19 protein-coding genes and 2 tRNA genes are annotated in these 22,758 nt (G+C 58.4%); 12 read left to right on the forward strand and 9 right to left on the reverse strand.

The window, feature by feature from the left end:
* The first annotated feature begins 4 nt into the window (after positions 1 to 4).
* The 8 genes from V8J85_RS03540 (at position 5) to V8J85_RS03575 (ending at position 9,222) form a co-directional block, all read left to right on the forward strand.
* The gene (locus V8J85_RS03540; RefSeq protein WP_339952278.1) at positions 5 to 1,423 is read left to right on the forward strand and encodes a cryptochrome/photolyase family protein; all 1,419 of its coding nucleotides are present in this window, start codon (positions 5 to 7) and stop codon (positions 1,421 to 1,423) included.
* A gap of 126 nt (positions 1,424 to 1,549) precedes the next feature.
* Positions 1,550 to 2,758: a cyclopropane-fatty-acyl-phospholipid synthase family protein gene (locus V8J85_RS03545; RefSeq protein WP_339952280.1), complete on the forward strand. Its 1,209-nt coding sequence runs from the start codon at positions 1,550 to 1,552 to the stop codon at positions 2,756 to 2,758.
* A gap of 37 nt (positions 2,759 to 2,795) precedes the next feature.
* Entirely contained in the window at positions 2,796 to 3,236 is a 441-nt protein-coding gene (locus V8J85_RS03550; protein ID WP_339952282.1) for a TrgA family protein, read from the forward strand.
* Positions 3,237 to 3,239: 3 nt separating this feature from the next.
* A complete protein-coding gene (locus V8J85_RS03555; RefSeq protein WP_339952284.1) occupies positions 3,240 to 4,355 on the forward strand; it encodes an NUDIX domain-containing protein in 1,116 nt (371 codons plus the stop codon).
* 53 nt (positions 4,356 to 4,408) lie between these two features.
* Positions 4,409 to 5,440, forward strand: coding sequence for a cysteine synthase A (locus V8J85_RS03560; RefSeq protein WP_339952286.1), 1,032 nt, complete (start codon positions 4,409 to 4,411; stop codon positions 5,438 to 5,440).
* Between the two features lie 50 nt (positions 5,441 to 5,490).
* Positions 5,491 to 7,857: a mechanosensitive ion channel family protein gene (locus V8J85_RS03565; protein ID WP_339952288.1), complete on the forward strand. Its 2,367-nt coding sequence runs from the start codon at positions 5,491 to 5,493 to the stop codon at positions 7,855 to 7,857.
* Complete coding sequence (locus tag V8J85_RS03570) at positions 7,854 to 8,570, forward strand: alanyl-tRNA editing protein (RefSeq protein WP_339952290.1); 717 nt, start codon at positions 7,854 to 7,856, stop codon at positions 8,568 to 8,570. Before V8J85_RS03565 ends, V8J85_RS03570 begins: the two co-directional genes overlap by 4 nt.
* Before the next feature lie 4 nt (positions 8,571 to 8,574).
* Positions 8,575 to 9,222: a M35 family metallo-endopeptidase gene (locus V8J85_RS03575; protein ID WP_339952292.1), complete on the forward strand. Its 648-nt coding sequence runs from the start codon at positions 8,575 to 8,577 to the stop codon at positions 9,220 to 9,222.
* Here the strand turns inward: V8J85_RS03575 and V8J85_RS03580 are convergent.
* Positions 9,219 to 10,373, reverse strand: a complete 1,155-nt coding sequence (locus V8J85_RS03580) for an AI-2E family transporter (RefSeq protein WP_339952294.1) — start codon at positions 10,371 to 10,373, stop codon at positions 9,219 to 9,221. The two genes, V8J85_RS03575 and V8J85_RS03580, sit on opposite strands and share 4 nt — an antisense overlap.
* A 118-nt stretch (positions 10,374 to 10,491) precedes the next feature.
* Here V8J85_RS03580 and V8J85_RS03585 point away from each other — a divergent pair.
* Positions 10,492 to 10,581 (forward strand) — tRNA-Ser (locus V8J85_RS03585).
* A 34-nt stretch (positions 10,582 to 10,615) separates the two neighbouring features.
* Here the strand turns inward: V8J85_RS03585 and V8J85_RS03590 are convergent.
* From V8J85_RS03590 to V8J85_RS03600, 3 genes are all read right to left on the reverse strand, one after another.
* Positions 10,616 to 11,650 carry a hypothetical protein gene (locus V8J85_RS03590; protein WP_339952296.1) on the reverse strand — a complete coding sequence of 345 codons (1,035 nt, stop codon included), beginning with the start codon at positions 11,648 to 11,650 and terminating at the stop codon, positions 10,616 to 10,618.
* 104 nt (positions 11,651 to 11,754) lie between these two features.
* Entirely contained in the window at positions 11,755 to 12,837 is a 1,083-nt protein-coding gene (locus tag V8J85_RS03595) for a phosphotransferase (protein ID WP_339952298.1), read from the reverse strand.
* Positions 12,838 to 12,840: 3 nt separating this feature from the next.
* Positions 12,841 to 14,157, reverse strand: a complete 1,317-nt coding sequence (locus V8J85_RS03600) for an ATP-binding protein (protein ID WP_339952300.1) — start codon at positions 14,155 to 14,157, stop codon at positions 12,841 to 12,843.
* A 41-nt stretch (positions 14,158 to 14,198) separates the two neighbouring features.
* On the opposite strand from V8J85_RS03600, the gene V8J85_RS03605 reads away from it, so the two are divergent.
* Both V8J85_RS03605 and V8J85_RS03610 read left to right on the forward strand, forming a co-directional pair.
* Complete coding sequence (locus tag V8J85_RS03605) at positions 14,199 to 15,137, forward strand: MBL fold metallo-hydrolase (RefSeq protein WP_339952302.1); 939 nt, start codon at positions 14,199 to 14,201, stop codon at positions 15,135 to 15,137.
* A gap of 64 nt (positions 15,138 to 15,201) precedes the next feature.
* Positions 15,202 to 15,276 (forward strand) — tRNA-Asn (locus V8J85_RS03610).
* A gap of 106 nt (positions 15,277 to 15,382) precedes the next feature.
* Here the strand turns inward: V8J85_RS03610 and V8J85_RS03615 are convergent.
* From V8J85_RS03615 to V8J85_RS03630, 4 genes are all read right to left on the reverse strand, one after another.
* The gene (locus V8J85_RS03615; protein ID WP_445285880.1) at positions 15,383 to 16,624 is read right to left on the reverse strand and encodes a polysaccharide biosynthesis/export family protein; all 1,242 of its coding nucleotides are present in this window, start codon (positions 16,622 to 16,624) and stop codon (positions 15,383 to 15,385) included.
* A 192-nt stretch (positions 16,625 to 16,816) separates the two neighbouring features.
* The gene (locus V8J85_RS03620) at positions 16,817 to 17,038 is read right to left on the reverse strand and encodes a hypothetical protein (RefSeq protein WP_339952306.1); all 222 of its coding nucleotides are present in this window, start codon (positions 17,036 to 17,038) and stop codon (positions 16,817 to 16,819) included.
* 96 nt (positions 17,039 to 17,134) lie between these two features.
* A complete protein-coding gene (locus V8J85_RS03625) occupies positions 17,135 to 17,773 on the reverse strand; it encodes a YjbF family lipoprotein (RefSeq protein WP_339952308.1) in 639 nt (212 codons plus the stop codon).
* Complete coding sequence (locus V8J85_RS03630; RefSeq protein ID WP_339952310.1) at positions 17,770 to 19,911, reverse strand: YjbH domain-containing protein; 2,142 nt, start codon at positions 19,909 to 19,911, stop codon at positions 17,770 to 17,772. The genes V8J85_RS03625 and V8J85_RS03630 overlap by 4 nt, the downstream gene beginning before the upstream one ends.
* Before the next feature lie 157 nt (positions 19,912 to 20,068).
* On the opposite strand from V8J85_RS03630, the gene V8J85_RS03635 reads away from it, so the two are divergent.
* A complete protein-coding gene (locus V8J85_RS03635; RefSeq protein WP_339952312.1) occupies positions 20,069 to 20,845 on the forward strand; it encodes a metallophosphoesterase family protein in 777 nt (258 codons plus the stop codon).
* On the opposite strand, the gene V8J85_RS03640 is transcribed toward V8J85_RS03635, so the two are convergent.
* A complete protein-coding gene (locus V8J85_RS03640; protein ID WP_339952314.1) occupies positions 20,842 to 22,731 on the reverse strand; it encodes a nucleoside-diphosphate sugar epimerase/dehydratase in 1,890 nt (629 codons plus the stop codon). The genes V8J85_RS03635 and V8J85_RS03640 overlap by 4 nt on opposite strands.
* Positions 22,732 to 22,758: the final 27 nt, after the last annotated feature.

The raw sequence follows: 22,758 nt of genomic DNA on the forward strand, positions 1-22,758 counted from the left end.
TCTGATGAGCAAAGCACCTATCATCATGTGGTTTCGTCGTGATCTGCGGTTGGGCGATCATCCCGCACTGACGGCGGCTTGTGAGAGCGGACATCCGGTGATTCCCGTTTTCATTCATGATGAGATTGTCGAAACCCATGGCGCTGCGCCGCGGTTCCGGCTGGGATTATCGGTCGAGAATCTTGCGGCGTCCTTGAAAGAGAAAGGAAGTCGCCTGATCCTGCGCCGCGGTAAGGCGTTGGATGTGCTGCGGGATATGATCGAAAAGACCGGGGCAGGGGCGGTCTATTGGTCGCGACTTTACGATCCTGACAACAAGGCACGGGATACCGATTTGAAGGCCACGCTGAAAGAGGATGGTGTGGACGCCCAGAGTTTTGCGGGTCATGTTTTGTTCGAGCCATGGACGGTCGAGACGAAAACCGGCGGGTTCTACAAGGTTTTTACGCCAATGTGGAAAGCGGTGCGCGGTAACGAGGTCCCTCGTGATTTGCCCGCGCCGGGTTCCGTACCGGCACCAGAGACTTGGCCGGTTTCGGACAGCCTTGACGATTGGCATATGGCTGCCCCGATGGACCGGGGCGCCGAGATATTGCGAGGCCACTGCGTTGTCGGTGAGAGCGCGGCCTCGAACCGGTTGGGTGCTTTTATCGCTCACCGGGTAGCGGGGTATCAAAAGAACCGCGATCTGCCGGGGGTGGATGGGACATCCGGTTTGTCGGAGAACCTGACCTATGGCGAAATCAGCCCACGCCGATGCTGGCATGCGGGTTGGCGCGCGTTGAACGACGGCAAGGCGGATGCCGAGGTTTTTCTGAAAGAGTTGGTCTGGCGTGAATTTGCGTATCACCTGGCCTTTCACACGCCGCGGATCGTGTCGGACAACTGGAAAGAGGATTGGGATTCTTTCCCCTGGAACACCGATGAACGTATCGCTGAGGTGAAGGCATGGAAACGGGGCCGCACGGGTATTCAGTTCGTGGACGCCGCAATGCGCGAAATGTATGTGACCGGTGTGATGCACAATCGGGGCCGGATGATTGTCGCATCTTACCTGACCAAACATTTGATGTGTCATTGGAAGATCGGGATGGACTGGTTCGCCGATTGCCTGATCGACTGGGACCCGTGCAGCAATGCGATGGGCTGGCAATGGTCGGCAGGATCGGGGCCGGATGCGACGCCTTACTTTCGGGTGTTCAACCCCGTCACCCAGTTGGACAAGTTCGACAAGGATCGGGCCTATGTGAAGCGCTGGCTGGCGGAACCTTACTCTGGACCTTCTGATACGGCGCGCAGCTACTTCGATATGATCCCACGCCATTGGGCGATGTCGACCGGCGATGACTATCCCGAACCCATCGTCGCAGTGGATGAAGGGCGCAAACGTGCACTGGATGCCTATGAAAATCGTGGGTTCTGATGACGCAAGGTCAACCAGCCGTCATTTTTTGAACGTTTTCCGTGACTTCGCCGTATCAAGGGTTAGTTTGGCCAACAGAGTTGCCGACGGGGCATGTTGGAACACGGTAAGACAACAGGGCGATTGATGATACTGACGACCACAGAAGGGCAGCGTGAACTGCCTCGTTATTTCAAGGCTGTTTTCGACATTCTGCAGGGGATGGAACATGGCCGACTGGATGTGATCCTGCCGGATGGCCGCCACTTTCGCGTGGAGGGATCGGAACCCGGTTTCGTGGCAGAAGTGCACGTCCATAACCCGGATCTTTTCGCCCGGACCATACGCGAAGGCGATCTGGGGTTTTCAGAGGCTTACCTTGATGGTTGGTGGAGCACGCCCGACCTTATGGCCTTTATGGATTTTGTTCATGATGATGCCGAACATATGTATGATGGCTTTCCCGGTCAGCGGTTTGTTCAGATTTTCGAAAAGTTGCGATTCTGGTGGCTGGGTAACTCCAAGACCCAGGCCCGTAAAAACATCAGCTATCACTATGATCTGGGCAATGAGTTTTACGGTCTCTGGCTGGACGACACGATGACCTATTCGTCGGCCAAGTTCGATACGGGGCTGCAAAGCCTGGAGGCCGCGCAGATCGAGAAATACAAAAGCATGGTCGATGAAATGGGCGCACAGCCCGGTGACCACGTGCTCGAGATCGGGTGCGGTTGGGGTGGCTTTGCCGAATATGCCGCGAAAGAGCGGGGTCTGAAAGTGACCGGCCTGACGATCAGCCAACAACAGCATGATTACGCGGTGGATCGTATGGCCAAGGCCGGGCTGTCCGACATGGTCGAGATCAAGATGCAGGATTACCGGGATGAGAAAGGTATCTACGACGGTATCGCCAGCATCGAAATGTTCGAAGCAGTTGGCGAAAAATACTGGCCGCAGTATTTCGGCACGTTGCGTGAAAGGCTGAAACCGGGCAAACAGGCAACACTTCAGATCATCACTGTCGCCGACAGGAGATGGCATGTGTACAAGCGGGGTGTGGATTTCATCCAGAAGTACATCTTCCCGGGTGGAATGCTGCCGAGCCCCACGGTCTTGCGCCAAGAGATTGAAAAATCAGGATTAAATGTGGTCCGCTCAATCGAATTCGGCCCGAGTTATGACCAAACCCTTCGCCGTTGGTACGAGACTTTCAACGAGAAGTGGGATCAGGTCGCCGCGCTTGGCTTTGACGACAGGTTTCGGCGCATGTGGAACTTTTATCTGACATCTTGCGCGAGTACGTTCCATAGCGGAAACTGCGACGTAACGCAGATTACCGTGACGCGGACCCCGTGAAGAAGGCCGCGCGCGGACCGAACGAGGACGCAGTGCCATGCCAACCGCAGGACGCCTAGCCGCCGCCGTCGTGTTTTTCATCTATGGATGGTCGATCGCATTGCAGGCGACGCCCCTGTTTCCAGAGGCGAATCCACCGAATTACGTATTACCGTTGTCCATTATCATCGCGGTTCTGATCGGTTGGCGTGTCGTCGGTGCCAAATCCGGACGTGGGCTGAGCCCGGCGGTCGGGATCGGGCTGACTGCTGCCTTTCTGTATATTTTGTGGATGTCCTTCTTGATTTCGTTCTGGAACATGATCCGGAAGTCGATGCGCAACCTTTATGGCGGACCGATGGAAGCCGTCGTCGATGTCTTCAATCTGATGTTGGAATTCGCCGTCGACATGTTCGATGTGACCCTTATCATTTCGATCGTTGCGGGCGCTGTGATCTGTTCTTTGATCGCCGAATATTTTGGCCGACGGTATCCCTGATCCATGGACCTTTTCGTTTACGGCACGTTGCGCTGCCATGCCTTGATGGCAGCGGTTGCGGGGTCGCCGGATCTGTATTCGCAAACGGCTGTTCTTCACGATTTCGCGGTCGTGCCTGTCAAGAACGATGTGGTGCCGTTTGTCGTGCCGTGGCAGGGCGCGACGGCACGGGGCACGTTGTGGCGTGATCTGACGGCGCAGCAGATAGCCCGGTTGACGGCCTATGAAGGGGCGTTCGGATATCGGCTGGATGACGTGACAATTCAGACGGATGAGGGGCACGTGGAGGCTGCCTGCTTCTTGCCCCCCGACGGCATCGCGTCCGGGGAGGGGGAGTGGTCGTTGACTGACTGGGAAGCTGCGCATCTTGCCCCCGCCATCCTTGCCGCAGATGAATTATTCGCGCACCGCCCTTTGCCGGATGATGCGGCCTTGCGTAGAATGTGGCCGATGATCGAAAATCGGGCATGGGCAAAGCATCGTGCGCAGGCGGCACCGGCGACGGTTCGGCACAAGGCAGCGGAAAATGATTTCAGGATCGTGGCCGGTCATCCGCCACAAGGGGCGTTTTATCGATTGCAAAGCCTGGATGTGACCCACCGGCGCTTTGATGGGGAACGGTCGCATGTTCTGGTTCGGGAGGCATTTTTTGCCGTCGATGCGGCGTTGGTGCTGCCTTATGATCCAAAACGTGACAAGGTCGCCTTGGTGGAGCAGGCCCGGATGGGCCCTGCCGCACGCCGTGATCCCAACCCCTGGATGCTGGAACCGATCGCCGGGATCGTGGACGCGCGGGAAACACCGCAGGACGCCGCACATCGGGAGGCAAAGGAAGAAGCCGGGTTGGATCTGCGCCATCTTGAGCCAGCAGCGCAGTACTATCCGTCGCCCGGGGCATCGACCGACTATTTCTATGCGTTCGTCGGCCTTTGTGATTTGCCGGGATCGCGCCCCTATACGGGCGGTTTGCCGGAGGAGGCGGAAGACCTGCGCATCCATCCGATGCCGCTTTCGCAGGCCATGCAACTGGCTGAAAGCGGAGAGATCGCGACAGGCCCGCTTTTGCATCTGCTTTACTGGTTGGCCCTGAACAAGGATCGTCTGGCGGCGATCCCTTGATGTCCCTTTGCCGCGGTCCTACACATATTCCACTGGAATGAAGGACCTGCGCCATGACTATCCGATCCGATCTTGCCGATACCGTCGGCAATACCCCCTTGATCAAGTTGCGCGCAGCGTCCGAGGCGACGGGATGCACGATCCTTGGTAAAGCGGAGTTCCTGAATCCGGGCCAATCGGTCAAGGATCGCGCGGCGCTGTTCATCATTCGTGATGCTGTGGCGCGCGGTGCGCTGAAGCCCGGAGGTACGATCGTCGAAGGGACAGCGGGCAATACCGGGATTGGGTTGGCATTGGTCGGTGCATCGATGGGTTTCAAGACCGTCATCGTGATCCCCGAAACGCAGACCGAAGAGAAAAAGGAGATGCTGCGCCTGGCGGGTGCCGAATTGGTCGAAGTGCCCGCGGCGCCCTATAGCAATCCCAACAACTTTGTCCGGTACTCCGAGCGTTTGGCCAAGGTTCTGGATGCGGAATTGCCCAATGGTGCGGTGTGGGCCAATCAGTTCGACAATGTCGCCAACAGGCAGGCCCATATCGAGACGACGGCCCCCGAAATCTGGGCGCAGACGGACGGCAAGGTTGACGGGTTCATCTGTGCGTGCGGATCGGGTGGTACGTTGAGTGGCGTCGCCACGGTGCTGCAGGACAAGGGCGTCAAGATCGGGCTGGCCGATCCGGATGGCGCAGCGCTGTATTCGTTTTACACCTCCGGTGAACTGAAATCGGAGGGTAGCTCGATCTCGGAAGGGATCGGCCAGGGGCGTATCACGAAAAATCTGGAAGGGCTCAGTCCCGATTTTTCTTATAATATCAGCGACCAAGAGGCCATTCCTCTTGTCTATGATCTGTTGCGGAACGAAGGTCTGTGCATGGGCGGATCGACCGGCATCAACATTGCCGGGGCGATCCGGATGGCGCGCGATATGGGGCCGGGGCACACGATCGTGACGATCCTGTGCGACTATGGCACGCGGTATCAATCCAAGCTCTACAATCCAGACTTCATGCGTGAAAAAGGATTGCCGGTGCCGGAGTGGCTTGAACGGAGCGCGACGGTGCCATCGGTCTACGCCGACGTATGATGTTGCGGGGCATTCTGTGCGGGCTGTTGCTGTTTTGGCCAGTTGCGACAATGGCGCAGGAAGCACCAACTGATCTGCTCGCGCCTTTGACTGGGGCTGAGCAAGCGCCGGCGGAAGAGAGTACCGGCGAGCAGACCGAAAGCGCCCCAGCTGAGGAGGATCCCGCGCCTGAGGTGGAGACACCTCCGTTCGAGACGCTGACGGATGATTCCGATTGGCTGCGTCTGGCGAGGCGGGCGGAGGAACAGGTGAAGGCGGATGCGCTGTCGCCTTTTGCGGCGACGCGATTGCGCGCCGAACTGGTTGTCTGGCGCGATCGTTTTCTGGAACAGACCGGGGTGAATGGCGGACGTATCGCAACGGTTGACGGGCAGATCGCCGCTTTGGGCCCTGTTCCCGAAAATGGTGAGGAAACCGAAGCCGTTGCCATGCGGCGCGCAGAGTTGGAGGCGCAAAAGCGTGCGCTGACGGCCCCGCAGTTGCTGGCGCAAGAGGCGCATGCGCGGGCCAATGGGCTGATCAGTGAACTGGATGCACAAGCGCTTCAACAGCAGACCCGGGCATTGGCGGACCGGGTGCCATCGCCGTTGGACCTGACATCGATGGCTGGTGGTGTTTCGGCGGTCTGGAATGCCTCTGGTCTTTTGGTCGCAGAAACGGTGTCCGGCATCCGCGAAAGGTTGCGGGCCGGTCAGCTGTTCGCCAATTTACTTCGCGCTTCGCTCTATCTTGGGCTGGCCGGACTTTTGCTGATTTATCTGCGGCCATGGCTTGCGCGGCGGCGAAGCGAAAAGACCCACGATACCCAAAGTCGTTTTGCTCCCCTTTGGCGGCTATGTCTGTCTTTCGGGCAGTTGATGGTGTCGGTTCTGGGCCTGATCGCCCTTGCGACGGGGCTGGAGACGCTTGGCGTTTTTGGTCTGCGGGGCATGGCGGTGATCGATACGTTACCGCTGGCAGGTATGATCATCGTTGGAACATGGTGGCTGGCGCGGCATGTCTTTCCGCCCGGCGATGACGCGGGTTATCTGCGCTATGACGCGGCCACGCGACGGCGGGGGCGGCGTTACGGGATCGGGATGGCCTGGATCATCGGCATTTCGACCTTGTCGGTTGCAGCGCTTCAAACGACGGATGTCTCGGACGCAACGGCAGCGGCGCTGGCGTGGCCCATCCTTCTGATCCTCGGCATTTTGCTGTGGCGGTTTGGCCGTGTGATCCAGCAACCACCGATCGAGACGGAGGATGAAGGTGGATCCGGCGGGCGGACAAGAGGGTTGCTGGGTCGGTTGTGCACGCTTGTCGCGGTCGTTGCCCCGATGTTGGCGGCTTTTGGGTATATGGCGGCGGGGCAAACGTTGCTTGTATCATCCATCCTGTCGTTGGCGCTGATCGGTTTTGTGCTGGTACTGCAAAGGGTCGCCAATGATCTGACGGCACCAAGTCGCGCCGATGAAGAACAAAAGGGCCTGAACGCCCTTCTTCCCATTGTGATCAGTTTCCTCCTTTTTCTTGCCAGCCTGCCGCTATTTGCGCTGATCTGGGGCGCGCGGGTGGCTGACCTGTTGGAGCTTTGGCAGCGGTTTCGCGAGGGGTTCGCGATTGGTGAGACGCGCCTTTCTCCAACGGATTTCCTGACCTTCGCCTTTGTCTTTGCGATCGGTTACGGGCTGACCCGATTCATTCAGGGCACCTTGCGCAAAACCGTCCTGCCACGGACGCGGCTGGATATTGGCGGGCAGAACGCGATTGTCGCGGGCTTTGGTTATGTGGGGATAATCCTTGCCGCGATCATCGCGATCACCAGCGCCGGGATCGATCTGTCGAACCTGGCTATCGTGGCCGGTGCACTGTCGGTGGGCATCGGCTTTGGCCTGCAGAACATCGTGTCGAATTTCGTGTCGGGGATCATCCTGCTGATCGAACGGCCCGTCAGCGAAGGTGACTGGATCGAAGTGGGCGATCAGATGGGATATGTGCGGTCGATCTCGGTCCGGTCCACCCGGATCGAGACCTTTGACCGCACCGATGTGATCGTGCCGAATGCGGATCTGGTGAGCGGAACGGTGACGAACTGGACGCGCGGCAATCTGATCGGGCGCGTGATCGTACCTGTCGGCGTAGCCTATGGCACAGATGTCGAAAAGGTGCGGGACGTCCTGATGCAGGTAGCCGAGGAGCATCCGATGGTGATCGCAACCCCGCCGCCGGTTGTCCTGTTCCGCGGTTTTGGCGCGGATTCGCTGGATTTCGAGATTAGGGCGATCCTGAGAGATGTGAATTACGTGATGCCGACCCATTCCGAAATGAACTTTGCCATTGCACAAAAATTTGCGGAGGAAGGTATCGAAATTCCGTTTGCGCAGCGCGATATCTGGCTGCGCAATCCCGAAGTGCTGAAGGACGACAAAGCATGACAAAGTTGATGTTTCGTGACGACGCTTATCAGCGTGAGACCAAGGCAGAGGTGACGCGGATCACGGGCGAGGGCGGGATCGTACTGGACCGGACGCTGTTTTACCCCACCTCGGGGGGGCAGCCGGGCGATAGCGGGACGTTACATTGGGGCGGTCAAACCCTTGACGTCGCGACGACGGTCAAGGGGGAGAGCGGCGAGGTGATCCTTTTACCCGCCGAACCCGTGGGCCTGCCCAGCGTGGGGCAGGGGGTGACGCAAAAGCTGAACTGGGATCGGCGTTACCGGCATATGCGCGTCCATACTGCACTGCACCTTTTGTCGGTCGTCATTCCATTGCCTGTTTCCGGGGGCGCGATCACCGCCGAGAGGGGGCGGTTGGATTTCGATATGCCTGACGCGCCCGAAGACAAGGCCGCGTTGGAGGCTGATCTGAACCGGCTGATCGCCTGCAACATGAACGTGACCGAGGAATGGATTACCGATGCTGAACTGGATGCGCAGCCCGATCTGGTCAAAACCATGTCGGTTCAGCCGCCGCGCGGATCGGGCAAGGTTCGGCTGATCCGGATCGGGGTCGGGTCCGAGACTGCAGATTTGCAGCCTTGCGGCGGCACCCATGTGGCCAACACCGAGGAAATCGGGCGGGTCCATTTGGGCAAGATCGAAAAGAAGGGCCGTCAGAACAGGCGTGTCTATCTACATCTGGAGTGATCACATGACCCGCCTTTCCTTTATCGCAATCATGATCGGAATGTGGGCCACGCCGGTCGCGGCCGAGAATTTCGCGGGATGCGACAAGGCCGAGATGCGCGTGGCCTCGGATGCGTTGTCCAAAGCCAAAGATCTGACGTTGAAGGCTGCGGCCACCGTTGGCGATACGCCGCAATATCGCCGTTGGTTCGGTGAGTATTCCCCCGGCCATGCCGAAGAGGTTCGCGCCGGTCTGAAAGCGGTCGTAACCGCGATCCGTAGTGGCGCAGTCACCGTGCAATGCGATGATACCACGATGGACGGGTGCGAAGGCGGTACTTATGCGTGGGTTTATCCGCATGAGCATTATCGACTTTATCTGTGTCCAGCTTTTTTCAATCTGCCGCGGTTGATCGAGTTACGACCCGGCGCGCGCGCCAGTGAAAACGGTACGCGAGAGGGTACCATTGTTCACGAGCTGAGCCATTTCAATCGCGTGGCCCGGACCGAAGACCATTGCTACAGCCGGCCCGAATGTTCTGATATGGCCCGAGAGGATCCGCTGCTTGCCATCGAGAATGCCGACAGCTTTCAGTACTTTACCGAAGATGTGACGTATTTCGCGCGTCAGCCCGTTGCAGGCAAACCCGGGGCCGCAGATCGGGAGGATTAGCCGTGCTGATCTTCGGAGATTTCCTGGCCGAAAAGATCGCGTTCGATCTGCTGATCCAGCATTTTTTCCGATTCCGGCAGGCCCTCTCGCGATAGCAGGATGGCAAAGGGGCGCAGGTGCGGCACATGACTGCAGACCACCAACAGCATCACCATGATCGGCACCGACAGGAACATGCCCGGAATACCCCAAACGGCCCCCCAGAAGGCCAGCGACAGGATGATCCCAAACGATGACAGGCGCAACGCGCGGCCCATCAACATGGGGTCGATGACGCTGCCATTGATGAATTGAATAACCCCCGCGATCAGGAAAATCGCCGTCGTCGTCGTCGGATCACCCAGTTGCACATGAGCCATCAACGCGATCAGCGCGGTGGCGATGATCGACCCGATATTGGGAATGAAATTCAGTACGAAGGTGATGATCCCGATCGCCGTGGCAAGCTCGAGGCCGAAAAACTGGGCCAATACATAGATCATCGCGCCGGTGACGGCGCTGATGACGGTTTTGACCAGCAGATAATAGTTCACCCGATGGATGATCGATTGAATGATCTTGCCGACCCGTTCTGCCTGGGCCTCGTCTCCGACGAAATTGTTCAGCTTGGTTTGAAACCAGATACGCTCGGCGAAGAGAAAGCCCACGAACAGGATGACCAGGACGGTGGCTTGGGTCATCCCACTGGCCTGGCTGGCGGCGGTGCGCAGATAGCTGGGCACGTCGATGGATTGAAGCGCGTTCAGGATCGCCATCTGACTATCCGGGCCCAGCCATGTGAACAGCCCGGCGACAGCCGAAGGCACGCGGTCTGTGTAGGACAGCGCGGTGACGAGAACCGTATTCACCTGTGCCAAAAGGATCGAGGTCAGCGACAGGAGCGCAAGCGCGATCAACACCATCGCCGCAAGGCTCGCCAGTACGTTCGGGATACGGAAAGGCCCGATCCGCTGCCGGGCGATGAAGTTGATTACGTCGCTTGTCAGGCTGAAGACGATGATCGCGATAGCAAGCGAAATCAGGATGAACCGGGCCTGGACCAGAAGGAACAAAACGACCGCGAAGGCGATGATCACCAAGGCACCGGTTTGCAACCGCATCGCGTCATTGCGTTTATCGGTGGTGTTGTTTTTGGGCGGGTCGTGTAGCATGCGATCCTGAGTATCTGGGCCGGGGTTAGACGCTTATAGAATGTGGCCACGGCCAGAGTAAATGTCCCGATCAGGGGTCTTGCAAAAGGGGCGGCATTGACGTTAAACCGCTCGCCACGGACAGGTGGCCGAGTGGTCGAAGGCGCACGCCTGGAAAGTGTGTAGGCGGGAGACCGTCTCCAGGGTTCGAATCCCTGTCTGTCCGCCACTTCTTTCCCCAACGTCCGCCACCGGTTGCCGGTTCAGTCGTTCAGATTTTGCGCCTCGATCCAGTCCGTGATCAGTTTCGCGATCGTGTCGGAGTTTTTGTCCATCATCATCATATGGCTGTTGCCGGTGATGCCTTCGGCCGGAAGGTCGAGCCAATCGAATGTGCCGCCTGCGGCGCGTATTGCATCCCGCCACATGGCGCTGTTTGCGACCAGACGCGGCCATACCGGATCGTCACTTATATAGTCGCCCAGAATGACAAGATGCGGAATATCCGCCACGATGGCAGCGTCTGCTTGTGCGGGATCGGGTGCCCTGACAGATTCGATCACCACCAAGGCACGGACCAGATCGGGGTTGTTCAATGCCGCCCGATACCCGAAATTGCCGGCCTGACTATGGGCGATGATGATGCACGGGCAGGCGCGTTTTATGAGGGCATCGTATGCCGCCGTTGTCGCTGCGTTGTTGCTGACCCATCGGGGGACGAACGACTTGACCAGTTGGTCGAAATCATCGACGGGAAATTGCTGGCCTTTATACGCCTCAGATACGGATGCGCCTTCGCCGGACCAGCTATTTGGTGGGCCAAAGCGAAACAATTCCCATGCTTCTTGTTTGGTCCGACGAAATGGTGGGTTGGTGTAGATTTCGGGAAAGCGTGACCAGGATGCGCGGCCGCGTTCGACGGCATCAGACACATAGGTGTCATAACCTGCATCCAAGAAGAAGCGGTTCCAGCCCGCGCCGCCATCGGGTTTGGTTTCCCAAGTATTGCCCGTCAGGGCGCTGCCGTGCCACATCAGGATGGGCAGTTGGTTTTCCGGGTCGGCCAGTTGATAATTTTGGACATACATCTGCCCGGTCTCGAACGTGCCATTGGGATCGACCAGTATCGGATCAGCCCCCGGCCTGACCGTGATCTCTTCGTCAGGCAACCCTTCCAGAACGACTTCGCCGCCGCCGATGAAAAACGTTTCGATCTTGTCCAGGATCAGATCTGCCGTGGCGACAGCGGGGATCATCGACAAACCGATACAAACAACGCTAAGAATTTGCGGATGCATTAATGTATTCCTTATTTGATGGCGCCGCACATTTATAAGGCGTCGGATGCCTGCGCAAATCACGTCATCGTGGCGCGTTTCTTAAGCAGAATGAAAAGAATTCGTCAGCGCGATTGCACCAAAGCCCATGCTTGTTGGGCGATGGGCCCGGCCATGGCGCCGATCTGCTTGGCTTGTGCATCCGCTGCGTTGCCCGCCTCGGCCCGTTTTGCGACCCCCTGCAGAATAGCTGCAATTCGGAACATGCTGAGAATAATGTAGAAATCCCAGTCATCGGGCATCGTCAGCCCTGTGCGATCGAAATAGGCCGCAAGATAGGTCTGTTCATCAGGAATACCCAGCGCCGCAAGGTCGACACCGGCGAGTCCGCGAAACATCGTAGGCGCGAAACGCCATGCCATCATGTGATAAGCGAGGTCGGCGAGTGGGTTGCCGATCGTGGATAGCTCCCAATCGAGCACGGCGACTGCATGTGGCCTGGCCGGGTGCATCAGCACGTTATCCAGCCGGTAGTCTCCGTGTACAATGCTGGTCAGTTCATCGTCTGGTACGTTGTTCGGCAACCAGCGAATGATGTTGTCCATCGCTTCGTTCTCGACGGTGATCGAGGCCTGATATTGTTTGGTCCAAAGGCCGACCTGCCTTTGCAGATAGTTTTCGCTACGTCCGAAATCAGAAAGACCGACGCTGTCGGGGTCGACGCTGTGGATCGCGGCGATCGTCTGGTTCATCGAGTCGTAGATGGCTGTTCGGTCTGCTTTGCTTTGATCGTTAAGCCGCGGATCCCAGAAAACCCGCCCCTCGACCATTTCCATGACGTAGAAGATGCTGCCGATCACGCTTTCATCGGTGCATAGCGCGTAGACCTGCGGGACGGGGACATCCGTCTTGGCAAGTGCGGCGATAACACGATATTCGCGATCCACCGCATGCGCGCTTGGCAGCACCGGGCCCATAGGTTTGCGCCGCAATACATAATCGCCGTTTGGTGTGCTTAACTTGAAGGTCGGATTGGACTGGCCGCCCGCGAATTTCGAGACTGTCACGGGCCCTTCGAAACCCGCGATGTGCGAAGACAGCCACGGCGTCATGCTCTTTAAATCAAGCTGATCGGCATTGTGGTTACTTGTATCGCTTGGCATGATCCGCCCTTTCATTCCACTGTGCGGATGTTTGTCATCGCTCATTCGTCAGCGCGCAAGAACCAATTCCGCCTTAAGCCCCCCCAGACGAGCGCTATCACCCAAACGCAGGATGCCACCGTGGGTGCGTGCGATATCGGCGACGATGGCAAGCCCAAGGCCGACGCCGCTGCCCTTGTCCTGGTTGCGGGCAGGGTCGAGCCGGACGAAGGGGTTCACAGCATCTTCGCGTTGATCGGCCGGAATGCCGGGCCCGTCATCCTCGACCACAAAGCGGATGGCCCGTTCGGTGACGCTGACCCCGACCTCGGCCTGTTTGCCATAGCGCAGCGCGTTGCCCAGCAGATTTTCAAGGGCCCGACGGATCGCCATGGGGCGCAGGCTGATCGGGTCATCGGGGCCTTCGATCGTGCCAGCGCGTGCAGCCTGACCTGCCCGCGCTGCATCATCCAGCACATCGCGGACGAGCTTTTGAGGTACGATCGGTTCCAGGTGATCGCTTGCATCGCTGCGGGCGAAATCCAGAAACGCATCGACGAGCCGTTCCATATCATCGACATCGCGCAAAAGTGGGGCCACCTCGTCGTCATCGAGCATCGACAGGCCCAGCCGCAGCCGGGTCAGCGGCGTCCGTAGATCGTGGCTGACGCCAGACAACATCAGCGTCCGGCTCTGGGTTTGCTTTTCCAACCGGTTGCGCATGTCGAGAAAGGCCGTGCCAGCGGCCCTTACTTCGACCGCACCGGTCGGGTGAAATGGGGTCACCCGCCCCTTGCCGTAGTCGGCCGCGACGGTCGCCATCCGCTTAATCGGGCGTAGCTGGTTACGCAAAAATACATATGCAATGGCAGTCATCAATGCACCCGTGACGGCCATGATCACCAAGAGCTGATGGGGATTGCTCGCCGACACGCGCCGCCGACGAAACTGAAGTTCCAGCGGCCCGTGCCGCGTGTCGACCCACATCAGAACATCGCTCCGGTCTTCCAGAGATATGGCGATCACCTCATTGATGCCCTGCCGGAGCGCGTCGATCACCATGCTGCCCGTCAGATCGATGAAGGGTTTGATATCCGTATTGTTGGGCGTCGCGGGCAGAGTGGTCGTGATTTGCAAAGGTGCGTCGATCTTGGCGACAGCGGTCCTTGCCGCCGCGAGCGTCGGGGCGTCGTTGACCGTGTCGATCAGAAACCGCAGCTCGATGCTGACCGCACTTGTCATCAGCCGCGTAACCCCGTCAAAGTGACGCTGGATGAAAACGACCGAGACAAGCAGTTGCAGCAAAAGAACCGGCAAAATCAGGATCAACGCGGCCCGACCGTAAATGCCACGCGGCATGGATTTTTTGAGCCATCCGAAAGCCATGTCTGCACCCTATCGACCGGCCGGGTCGAGGCAAAGAGCATATGAGCGCGCCGGTTTCCGCTTTTTCGCCGCAGACCGGCGTGCCTTTGCAGCTTGCGCCTGATCTGCAACTGATATTGGCCCCGAACCCATCACCGATGACTTATCTGGGTACCAATACGTATCTGGTGGGGCATGATGATCTGATGGTGATCGATCCGGGGCCGGACGATCCGGCGCATCTGGCAGCGCTTATTTCAGCGATCGGGGGGCGCAACGTTACCCATATTCTGATCACCCACAGCCATTTGGATCATACACCTTTGGCGAGACCGCTGGCGCAGCGCGTTGATGCGCCGATCTGTGCATTCGGCGATAGCCGGGCCGGACGCAGCGCGGTGATGCAGGATCTGGCCATTGCGGGGCTGGCTGGTGGAGGAGAGGGGGTCGATATGGCGTTTCGTCCTGATGTCATTCTGACCGACGGGGCGGTGATCGATAACGAAGCCTTACGTCTGACGGCTATTCATACGCCCGGACACATGGGTAATCACCTGTGCTTTGTCAGGGACAATACGGTTTTTACCGGTGATCATGTGATGGGTTGGTCGAGTTCGCTGGTCTCGCCGCCGGACGGTGATCTGACCGATTTCATGGCATCTTGTCACAAGCTGTCCGCTATTACCGCGAAACGGTATTATCCGGGTCACGGCGCACCTATCGATGATCCGAAGGGGCGGTTGACATGGCTGATCGGGCATCGACAGCAACGCGAGGTACAGATTGTCGCCGCACTTGGTGCCGGACCGCTGGATGTCGGCGAGTTGACCCGGGCAGTTTATGCGGATTTGGCCCCGGGTCTATTGATTGCGGCAGAACGGAATATCTTTGCGCATCTTGTCGATTTGGTAGCGCGAGGCATCGTGGCAGCGGTTCCGGAGTTGCGACTGACGGCACGATTTCAGCAGGTCGGTGATCTGGAGACATCGAACCTTTTGTAATCGTCGAATCTGGCGAAAATCCTCTGGACGCCGGAATGCACCATTGCTATAGGCGCTGTTGTGTTCCGGCGTAGCTCAGCGGTAGAGCAGTTGACTGTTAATCAATTGGTCGTAGGTTCGATCCCTACCGCCGGAGCCAATTTATCAAGATAGATTGAGTCACGGGCCGGTTGGTCCGCAACACCGCATTGCGCTCACTCGATGATTGGCCTTGACAGAACATATCGTTCAGCTGTTCAGCACCTTTAGTTCGACGCCACCGCAACACCCGTATTGATCAATGACGGTACCAGTTGCTGTACCACGCGGTTCCAGCGCGTGATCGGCTGTTCCGCGATGAAAACGATGTCATTGGGTCGTAATTCGAGGCGGGTCGCTAGCAACATGTTCGCCACATTACGCCCATCCAAATGCCATGCCGTGACCGCGCCGAAAATGTCCGACGACCCGCGAAGCACGTAGATTTGCGATGGATTTGCGGTTTCGGAAGAAAAGCCGCCGTCGTTGTATAGGGCATCGGCCAACGTTGTCTGCCGCCCGAATGGCATGGCGAAACGCCCCGGCTGCGTGACCTCGCCGGTCAGATAAACGAAGTCTCGATCGACTGCGTCCAACTCTACCCGTTCCTGAAAATTGCTGCGTGTTTCGGCCAGTGCCGCCCGGCGCAGGTTGATTTCGGTTTCCAGTTCGGCAAGCGCCTGGGCCCGATCGCGCTGTCGAAACTCGGCCAAGGCGATTTGTTCGGTGAAATAGGCCTGTGCACGTTCCAGCGCGAATGCAGTGTCGACGAACACACTGTCGCCAGCCACCAGTTGCGTCCGCTGCAGATCAGGGTTGGCAAGATACTCGGTCAGCGGAATTTGGTACAATGTACCATCGCGGTAAATTCGAATGGATGCGAAATCGAGATCGGGCGTCGCCACGCCCCCGGCAATGTTCAGTGCCTCGTTCAGGAAAAGCGGCGTCAGCGTAATCGGGATGATCGCCGGTTGTGCCACGGCACCACCCAGCGATACGCGCTTGGAGTTGAATTCCGCGATTTCGAGGCTGAAGGTGGGGTCGATCTGGCTTTCGATCAGGCGTTGGAACAGCTGCGCCTCAGCCTCTTCGAGGGTGAGACCGACCAGTTGAACACGACCGACCTCGGGCACGGCGATCGCGCCGTCATCCTGAACGGTATAGCCCTGACGGCTGTTTTGCGCGGCGAGGAGGCCGGACAATTCCTCGACTGTTCCCGTGCTCGTCTTTGTCGCAAGAAGAACGACATCGCCGATCCCGATCCGATAAGGGCCGGTAGAAACGGGCGGGGGGGTGCGCGTCACTAAGGCGCCCGGGCGGTTCTGAGCGTCGAGGCTGGGCGGTGGTGTTGCACCCGAACTGCGCGCGGTGACCCCTGTGCCCGCCGTGCGAAAGAATGCATCGGGAAGTGTTTTGGGCCGATAGGGGTCACGATTGGCCGCAAGAACCGCTTCGGCTGTCATCGGTATGACCCGGATCTTGTCGCTTGACCTGTCCACCCCTGGCGAGATGTAGGCCGCGCCACAGGCGGACAATAGCGAAGTTAGCGCGAGAGCTTGTAAATATCTCAACATTTTAGACTCGCCATTGGACTTACAACATAAAAAAGCAGGCCAACGAATGACCTGCCTTCATATTCTTTGTAGCCATATTGATATGGCTTAGTTCGTGGTCCCGGTCGACGATCCGCTATCATCATCAGACCCGCTGGCAACGGCAACGATGATCAAGAGACCAGCGAGCGCCGCAATCGCAGGGCCGGATGCAAGACCACCTGCGCCGATTTCAGCAGATCCGACAGGCTGCTGGGGTTCCGCGCCTTGCGCGAAGCCGCTGGATGCGGCCATGGAGAGTGCAAGTGTGAGTGCCGTGATGCGTTTCATGCCGAGAGGTCCCCGAAAAGTTGTTGTTCACTACAAATATACATGAGCGGCCGCCGTTGTAAAACGTAATCTACCCAAGGGCGACTATCGGCATGTTTAGGTTGGCGGGCTGAGAAATTCCGCTGTGATGACGTATCCGATTTCAGGTGAAATCCACTGCTTGGCTTGTGCGATGCGACCGTCCGCGGCGAGGGTGTAAGTGTTCTCAAATGCCAAATCGTCCGCGCGGCAGCTTTCGATGATCTGATTCGATGCTGCCCGGGCGTAGGTGCACATGAAACTGCGCGACACCGTCTGATTTTCACCGTCGAGGAATTCGTGAATACGCACCGCTTGCTGTCTTTGCCCCGCCAATGTCGCGAGTGGTTCCGCTACATCGGCGATCATCAAATCGTTTCCCAAGCCCCTGGTCGCGACGATCATGCCGCGTTTTGTGCTGATACTGATGCCGTCCGGCGTCAGAAAGGTCATCACGTCGCCATTGACGCCGACGCGACCCAGTGCCGCCACCGCGCCGCGCGCGGGAATATCGACGATCAGAACACCACCGCCCGTCTGTGCGACGATCTCGGGCGTGATTCCCGCCCGCAATGCTGCACCGTCGACTCGCGGTCCGTCGGGTTGTTGCCCCGCGCGCAGCAGGCCAATCAACTGTTGCGCGACGCTGGGGCCTGTCGATGCGTTACCGCATGCGGCCAAAGCGCCAAGCAGGGTAAGGGTCAGAAAAGTTCTCATCGCCAGAACCGTCCCCAACTATCGCGCAACTGGGTTTGGTGGTGGTCACGCACGGTTTCGTAAAGGCGCCCGGGCACGTTGAGCCTTGCGCCGCCGTCGCGGACCAGCGGTCGGACCGTGGCGCTGTAGACCCGTCGCGACGGCGCACCGATGAAGTGGGTCAGCGGAACGCTGAACCGGATCCCCTTGTCGAATGAGCCTTCGCCGAAGTCGTCGAACGACACATCGGTGAATGTGGCAAAGCCACCGACCCGCCAGCCATTGTCGAATTCACGATCCAGCCCGAAAGTCGCACCATAATCACCCGCCAGATAGCGTCCGACATCGACCTGTGCGTGCCAGTTATTGGCGAAGTCATAATAGGCAGAGACATGACCGGTGACGATGTCATAATCCTGAAACCCGAATTGCTGATCGAAATCGCGCTGCCGTGCATAGTTCACTTCGACCCCGAGCCCCAGCCTGCTTTCGACGGGCTTCCAAAGCAGCTCGGTCGACATTCCGCCATACATCCGCTCGAGATATCCGGCTGTGATCCGACCGTAGTAATCGGGGGCAACGTTGAACTGGTAGGCTGCCGTGAGCCTGGTGATCGCTGGGTCGCCCTGGGCCACGTAAAGCGGACCGTTGGTCCGTACGGGCTCGATCAGGGAACCGGATGGTCCTGGATCGTCCGATCGGTCACCCGCGACCCGTTTGCGCAAAGCACCGGAAAGAACCAGGCCAGGTGCGATCACATAATCCGCGGCAAGCTCTGCGCCCACGTCGACGGCGACCGGATTGTTCGGATCGAAATATGTGGTGGCGATGTATGGCCCGAGTTGCCATGTAAAAGCCGGATACAGATCGTCGACCGGGGCAGGGGGGGCGCCTGCATCTGCGGCATCGCCAATCTGCGTCCGGATATAGGTCTCCCATGCATTGTCCGGCGCGAATTCAAGCCGCTCCAGATCGCTGCGCCGGATCGTGACGGCTGATGTCCGAACACCACCGACGACCGGCACGATGGTGAAGGTCTCGATCGAGGATGGCATGGCTTGCGACATCATTCGCGCGGTACGACCAAAGGCCTGTGCGCCGGACAGGTACGTGCGGTTGCGGATGTAGACCGTGGCGGTTCTCGGCGTTGTGCGGATGGCCTCGAGCGTCATTCCTTCGCTTTCCAGCAGCGTTTGCATGCTTTCGCGCAGGATTTTTGGCGCATCTGCCTGGGTCGTCCATTCTAGGTTGTTCAGATCACGTGGCGCACGCGGTACGACCGGCGTTGGCCGTTGATCGAGCCCGCCTTTCACCGCCGGTTCTTTGGGATTGAGGGTGAAGGTCAGCGCTACGCCGACTTCCGATCCGTAGAGTGAATAGGCCTGTGCGGTCGCATTTGGGCCAAGCGCATAGGAAACGCCGAAATTCCAAGGTGAATCGCGCGTGAAAAGGTCACGATCCGCCTTGGTTTCACCGGTATAGGCGTCTGATGAGTATTCGGCCTTGAAGCTGAGCCTGTTCGTCGGTCGCCAGCTGATACCCCCAAAAAGAGCCGCATCACCCCGGAAGAAGCGGTCGAATTCGACTTGACCACCAGTGCCCGTTTGACCCAGGCGCCGATCGGCAAAACGGTCATCGATGCGGCTAAGCGGGTTTTCGAAGCTGTCATAGCTGCCTAACCGCCCCCAGCCGATCCCGCCCGTTATTGCGACGGATGGGATGATTTGTTTGGTTGCGACCAGATATTCCCCGGAATAGATACCGGTGCCCGCAAAATCCTGTAACCCAATCGCAACGGCGGGACGCATAGGTCCTTCGTCAATAAACCGATACCGCAGATCGAATGAGCGGTCGAAGCGTTCGCTGCCATCCGTTTCCCAATCGTCGATCCGCGAATATCTGAAGCTGCCTGTCAGACGCGGATTGATCTGGAACGTGATCGTCGTGCGCAATGAGCCGCCGAAATAGCCAAGTGTCGTCGCAAGCTCGGCATCGCGCGCGCCTTGCGCGGTCGGCATGTCGATCAATCCGGGCGTGCCGTAGAGCGTGTAGGTGTAGTCACGTTCAGGCTCTGCGATCGCCAAGGTCGGGGCAATGACGACCAGCGCGGCGGACGCGCAAAAGAGGCGTCGCAAAGGTTGTCCGAACTTTGATCGCATTACACCCCCAACGTGTTCGCCATGAGCCTAACCAGCGTCTTCGACGGGCACAATGGCCCGCCGGCGCATCGGCGAAACCATGCGGCTTCCGGCATTGCCATTCCAAGGGCGCCATGGTGTTTTGCGGTCGAAGGCATCAGGCAGAAAGGACACCGTCGTGCGTCAAATTTTCAAGGCGTTTCGTCGCCGAAACGACGTCGCGAGCAGTCAGGCCCAGGGCCGCCCCAATGATCTGCGTCCTGATGCTCCTTTTTATGCGATCGGCGATATCCATGGTTGCGATGATCTTTTGGCACGGCTTTTGTCGCGGATCGATCCGGAGCATGATCAGCAGCTCATCTTTTTGGGCGATTACGTCGATCGTGGCCCCGAATCTGCGGCAGTCCTCGCCCGGCTTTTTGAGATGTCACAACGTTTCGGGAACCGCATCGTCTGTCTGCGTGGCAACCATGAACGGATGATGTGCCAGTTTATCGAGGACCCATTGGGCAAAGGTGCGCGATGGTTGGTCAATGGCGGAACGGAGACGCTGAAGAGCTTTGGGATCACCGGCATCGGGCGCAGACCAGATGCAGATGCGGCAATGGAGGCTTGCGATGCTCTTGAACACGCCATGCCAGAGGGGATGATCGCCTGGCTCGAAACATTGCCGTTGAGTTGGCAAAGCGGCAATGTTTGGTGCGCCCACGCAGCGATGGATCCAGCCATGCCGCCGGACGACCAAAAGTCGAACACGATCCTTTGGGGACATCCGACGTTTCTGGATACGGCGCGCCCCGACGATATTTGCGTTGTTCATGGTCATACGATCGTGCCGTCACCTAAGAATGCAGATAGCCGAATTTCGATCGATACAGGCGCCTACCGGACCGGTGTTTTGACTGCTGCACATATTTCAACTGAAAAATGCGCATTTATCCAAGAACGAGGCTAATTCGCCTGCGCCGCTTCGGCCTGTTCGATGTGGTATCCGTCGACGCGGGCCTCGACGATCCGCCGGAACGCGGTGGGATCGTTTTCAGCGATGGCGGCTGTTGTGTCACGCAACAGTGACGCCACCTCGAGTTCGCGCATGGGGGCTTCTTCGGCGCGCAGGATCTTGGGGTGGGGGGTCGCGCAAAGCGTGTCATCCACCAGCAACTCTTCGTGCAGCTTTTCGCCAGGGCGTAGTCCGGTTATCTGAATCGCGATATCACCCTCGCCGGTTTCGGGGTCTTTGACCTTGCGCCCAGACAGGCGGATCATACGTTCGGCGACGTCCAGTATGCGCTGTGGTTTTCCCATATCCAGAACAAATACGTCCCCGCCAGTCGCGTATGCGCCCGCCAACAAAACAAGGCGCGCCGATTCCGGGATCGTCATGAAGAACCGGGTGACATCGGGGTGCGTGACGGTGACAGGGCCACCATTTTCGATCTGCGCCTGAAAGAGTGGCAGGACAGAGCCGGACGAACCCAACACGTTACCGAAACGGACCATCGCGAATTTGGTGGCATCGCTGCGCGTCTGCATGTCCTGCACGATCAATTCGGCCATGCGTTTGGTCGCGCCCATGATATTTGTGGGGCGCACGGCCTTGTCGGTAGAGACGAGGATGAAACGTTTGATCCCGGCGGCATTCGCCACATCCGCCACGACCTTCGTGCCGATCACGTTGTTCTCGGCCCCTTGGACTTCGTTGTCTTCCACGAGCGGTACGTGCTTGTAAGCCGCTGCGTGCAGGATGATTTCGACGCCATCCTCGGCCACGACGTTTTCGACGCGGGCCCGATTGATGATCGAACCAAGACGGGCGATTATCTTAATGTCGGTCTCGCCTGCCAAAGCCCCGAGTTCCCGTTCGATCGAATACAGCGCGAATTCCGATTGTTCGAAAAGCACGATTGTTTTCGGTTTGCAGTTGATCAACTGACGGCACAGCTCCGCCCCGATGGAACCACCCGCGCCGGTGACCATGATTGTGCGGCCGGTATATGCCTTCGCTATTTCGGGCGTGTTCAGATCGACCTTGTCCCGGTCCAGCAATTCATCGGGCGACACCGAACGCCATGTATCTTCGCCGCCCCGTGCCGCCATCAACTCGATAAAAGAGGGCAGGACCTGAACATCGACGGGCAGGGCGGTCAGCTGTGCGATCAATTCCGCCCGTCGAACTTCGGACAATGAGGGGATCGCCAACAGAATGCGCGCGATGTTGTTTTTCGCTATCAATCGCGGCAATTCGGATGGCGGATATACCTTCAGGCCGGACACCATCACGTCGTGCAGGTTCGGATTGTCGTCCACGAACAAAATGGGCCGCGTTTCCACCGATTGACGCAGGGCCATCGCAAGCTGAATGCCAGCCGCGCCCGCGCCATAAATGATAACGGGAAGGCGCGTTGGGCTGTTGCCATCAAGGCGCCGCAGGAAAAACAGTGCCGCCATACGGCTGGTCACGGACAACATGAAAAACACGGCACCGAAGATCAGCGGTACAGATCGAGGACCGGACAAGCGCAACATGTAACTGGTCGCGATTGCGGCCATCGACAAGAGTGCCGCCGTCATCGCAATCCGCAGAATGCCATCGCTTTCGATCGCATGCAGTTTGATCCGATGTAGCCCCACTGCAGCGATTACGATGGGACCAAACGCTGCCATGATCGGGACGATCCACCAAGACACGCTTGTCATATGCGCGGGGTAGATTGTTCCAAACCGCAATGCCATCGCGGCGAACAGGCTGAGCACCACCAGCAGTGTGTCGAAGGAAAGAAAGAGGTATTTTTTGCCGGATCGCGGCATAGCAAGCAGAGATTGAATCAATTTGGCTTCCACCTACTCAACGGCGATTTCGTTCGAACC

The sequence above is a fragment of the Yoonia sp. 2307UL14-13 genome (assembly GCF_037572755.1).
Taxonomy (GTDB): Bacteria; Pseudomonadota; Alphaproteobacteria; order Rhodobacterales; family Rhodobacteraceae; genus Yoonia.

What these genes read in the sequence shown, in the direction of transcription:
- V8J85_RS03595 (WP_339952298.1), bottom strand. Translation starts at nt 12,837, where the DNA reads ATGAGCGATGACAAACATCCGCACAGTGGAATGAAAGGGCGGATCATG.
- V8J85_RS03575 (WP_339952292.1), top strand. Translation starts at nt 8,575, where the DNA reads ATGACCCGCCTTTCCTTTATCGCAATCATGATCGGAATGTGGGCCACG.
- V8J85_RS03605 (WP_339952302.1), top strand. Translation starts at nt 14,199, where the DNA reads ATGAGCGCGCCGGTTTCCGCTTTTTCGCCGCAGACCGGCGTGCCTTTG.
- V8J85_RS03570 (WP_339952290.1), top strand. Translation starts at nt 7,854, where the DNA reads ATGACAAAGTTGATGTTTCGTGACGACGCTTATCAGCGTGAGACCAAG.
- V8J85_RS03630 (WP_339952310.1), bottom strand. Translation starts at nt 19,911, where the DNA reads ATGCGATCAAAGTTCGGACAACCTTTGCGACGCCTCTTTTGCGCGTCC.
- V8J85_RS03625 (WP_339952308.1), bottom strand. Translation starts at nt 17,773, where the DNA reads ATGAGAACTTTTCTGACCCTTACCCTGCTTGGCGCTTTGGCCGCATGC.
- V8J85_RS03555 (WP_339952284.1), top strand. Translation starts at nt 3,240, where the DNA reads ATGGACCTTTTCGTTTACGGCACGTTGCGCTGCCATGCCTTGATGGCA.
- V8J85_RS03540 (WP_339952278.1), top strand. Translation starts at nt 5, where the DNA reads ATGAGCAAAGCACCTATCATCATGTGGTTTCGTCGTGATCTGCGGTTG.
- V8J85_RS03545 (WP_339952280.1), top strand. Translation starts at nt 1,550, where the DNA reads ATGATACTGACGACCACAGAAGGGCAGCGTGAACTGCCTCGTTATTTC.
- V8J85_RS03560 (WP_339952286.1), top strand. Translation starts at nt 4,409, where the DNA reads ATGACTATCCGATCCGATCTTGCCGATACCGTCGGCAATACCCCCTTG.
- V8J85_RS03600 (WP_339952300.1), bottom strand. Translation starts at nt 14,157, where the DNA reads ATGGCTTTCGGATGGCTCAAAAAATCCATGCCGCGTGGCATTTACGGT.
- V8J85_RS03620 (WP_339952306.1), bottom strand. Translation starts at nt 17,038, where the DNA reads ATGAAACGCATCACGGCACTCACACTTGCACTCTCCATGGCCGCATCC.
- V8J85_RS03550 (WP_339952282.1), top strand. Translation starts at nt 2,796, where the DNA reads ATGCCAACCGCAGGACGCCTAGCCGCCGCCGTCGTGTTTTTCATCTAT.
- V8J85_RS03590 (WP_339952296.1), bottom strand. Translation starts at nt 11,650, where the DNA reads ATGCATCCGCAAATTCTTAGCGTTGTTTGTATCGGTTTGTCGATGATC.
- V8J85_RS03580 (WP_339952294.1), bottom strand. Translation starts at nt 10,373, where the DNA reads ATGCTACACGACCCGCCCAAAAACAACACCACCGATAAACGCAATGAC.
- V8J85_RS03565 (WP_339952288.1), top strand. Translation starts at nt 5,491, where the DNA reads ATGGCGCAGGAAGCACCAACTGATCTGCTCGCGCCTTTGACTGGGGCT.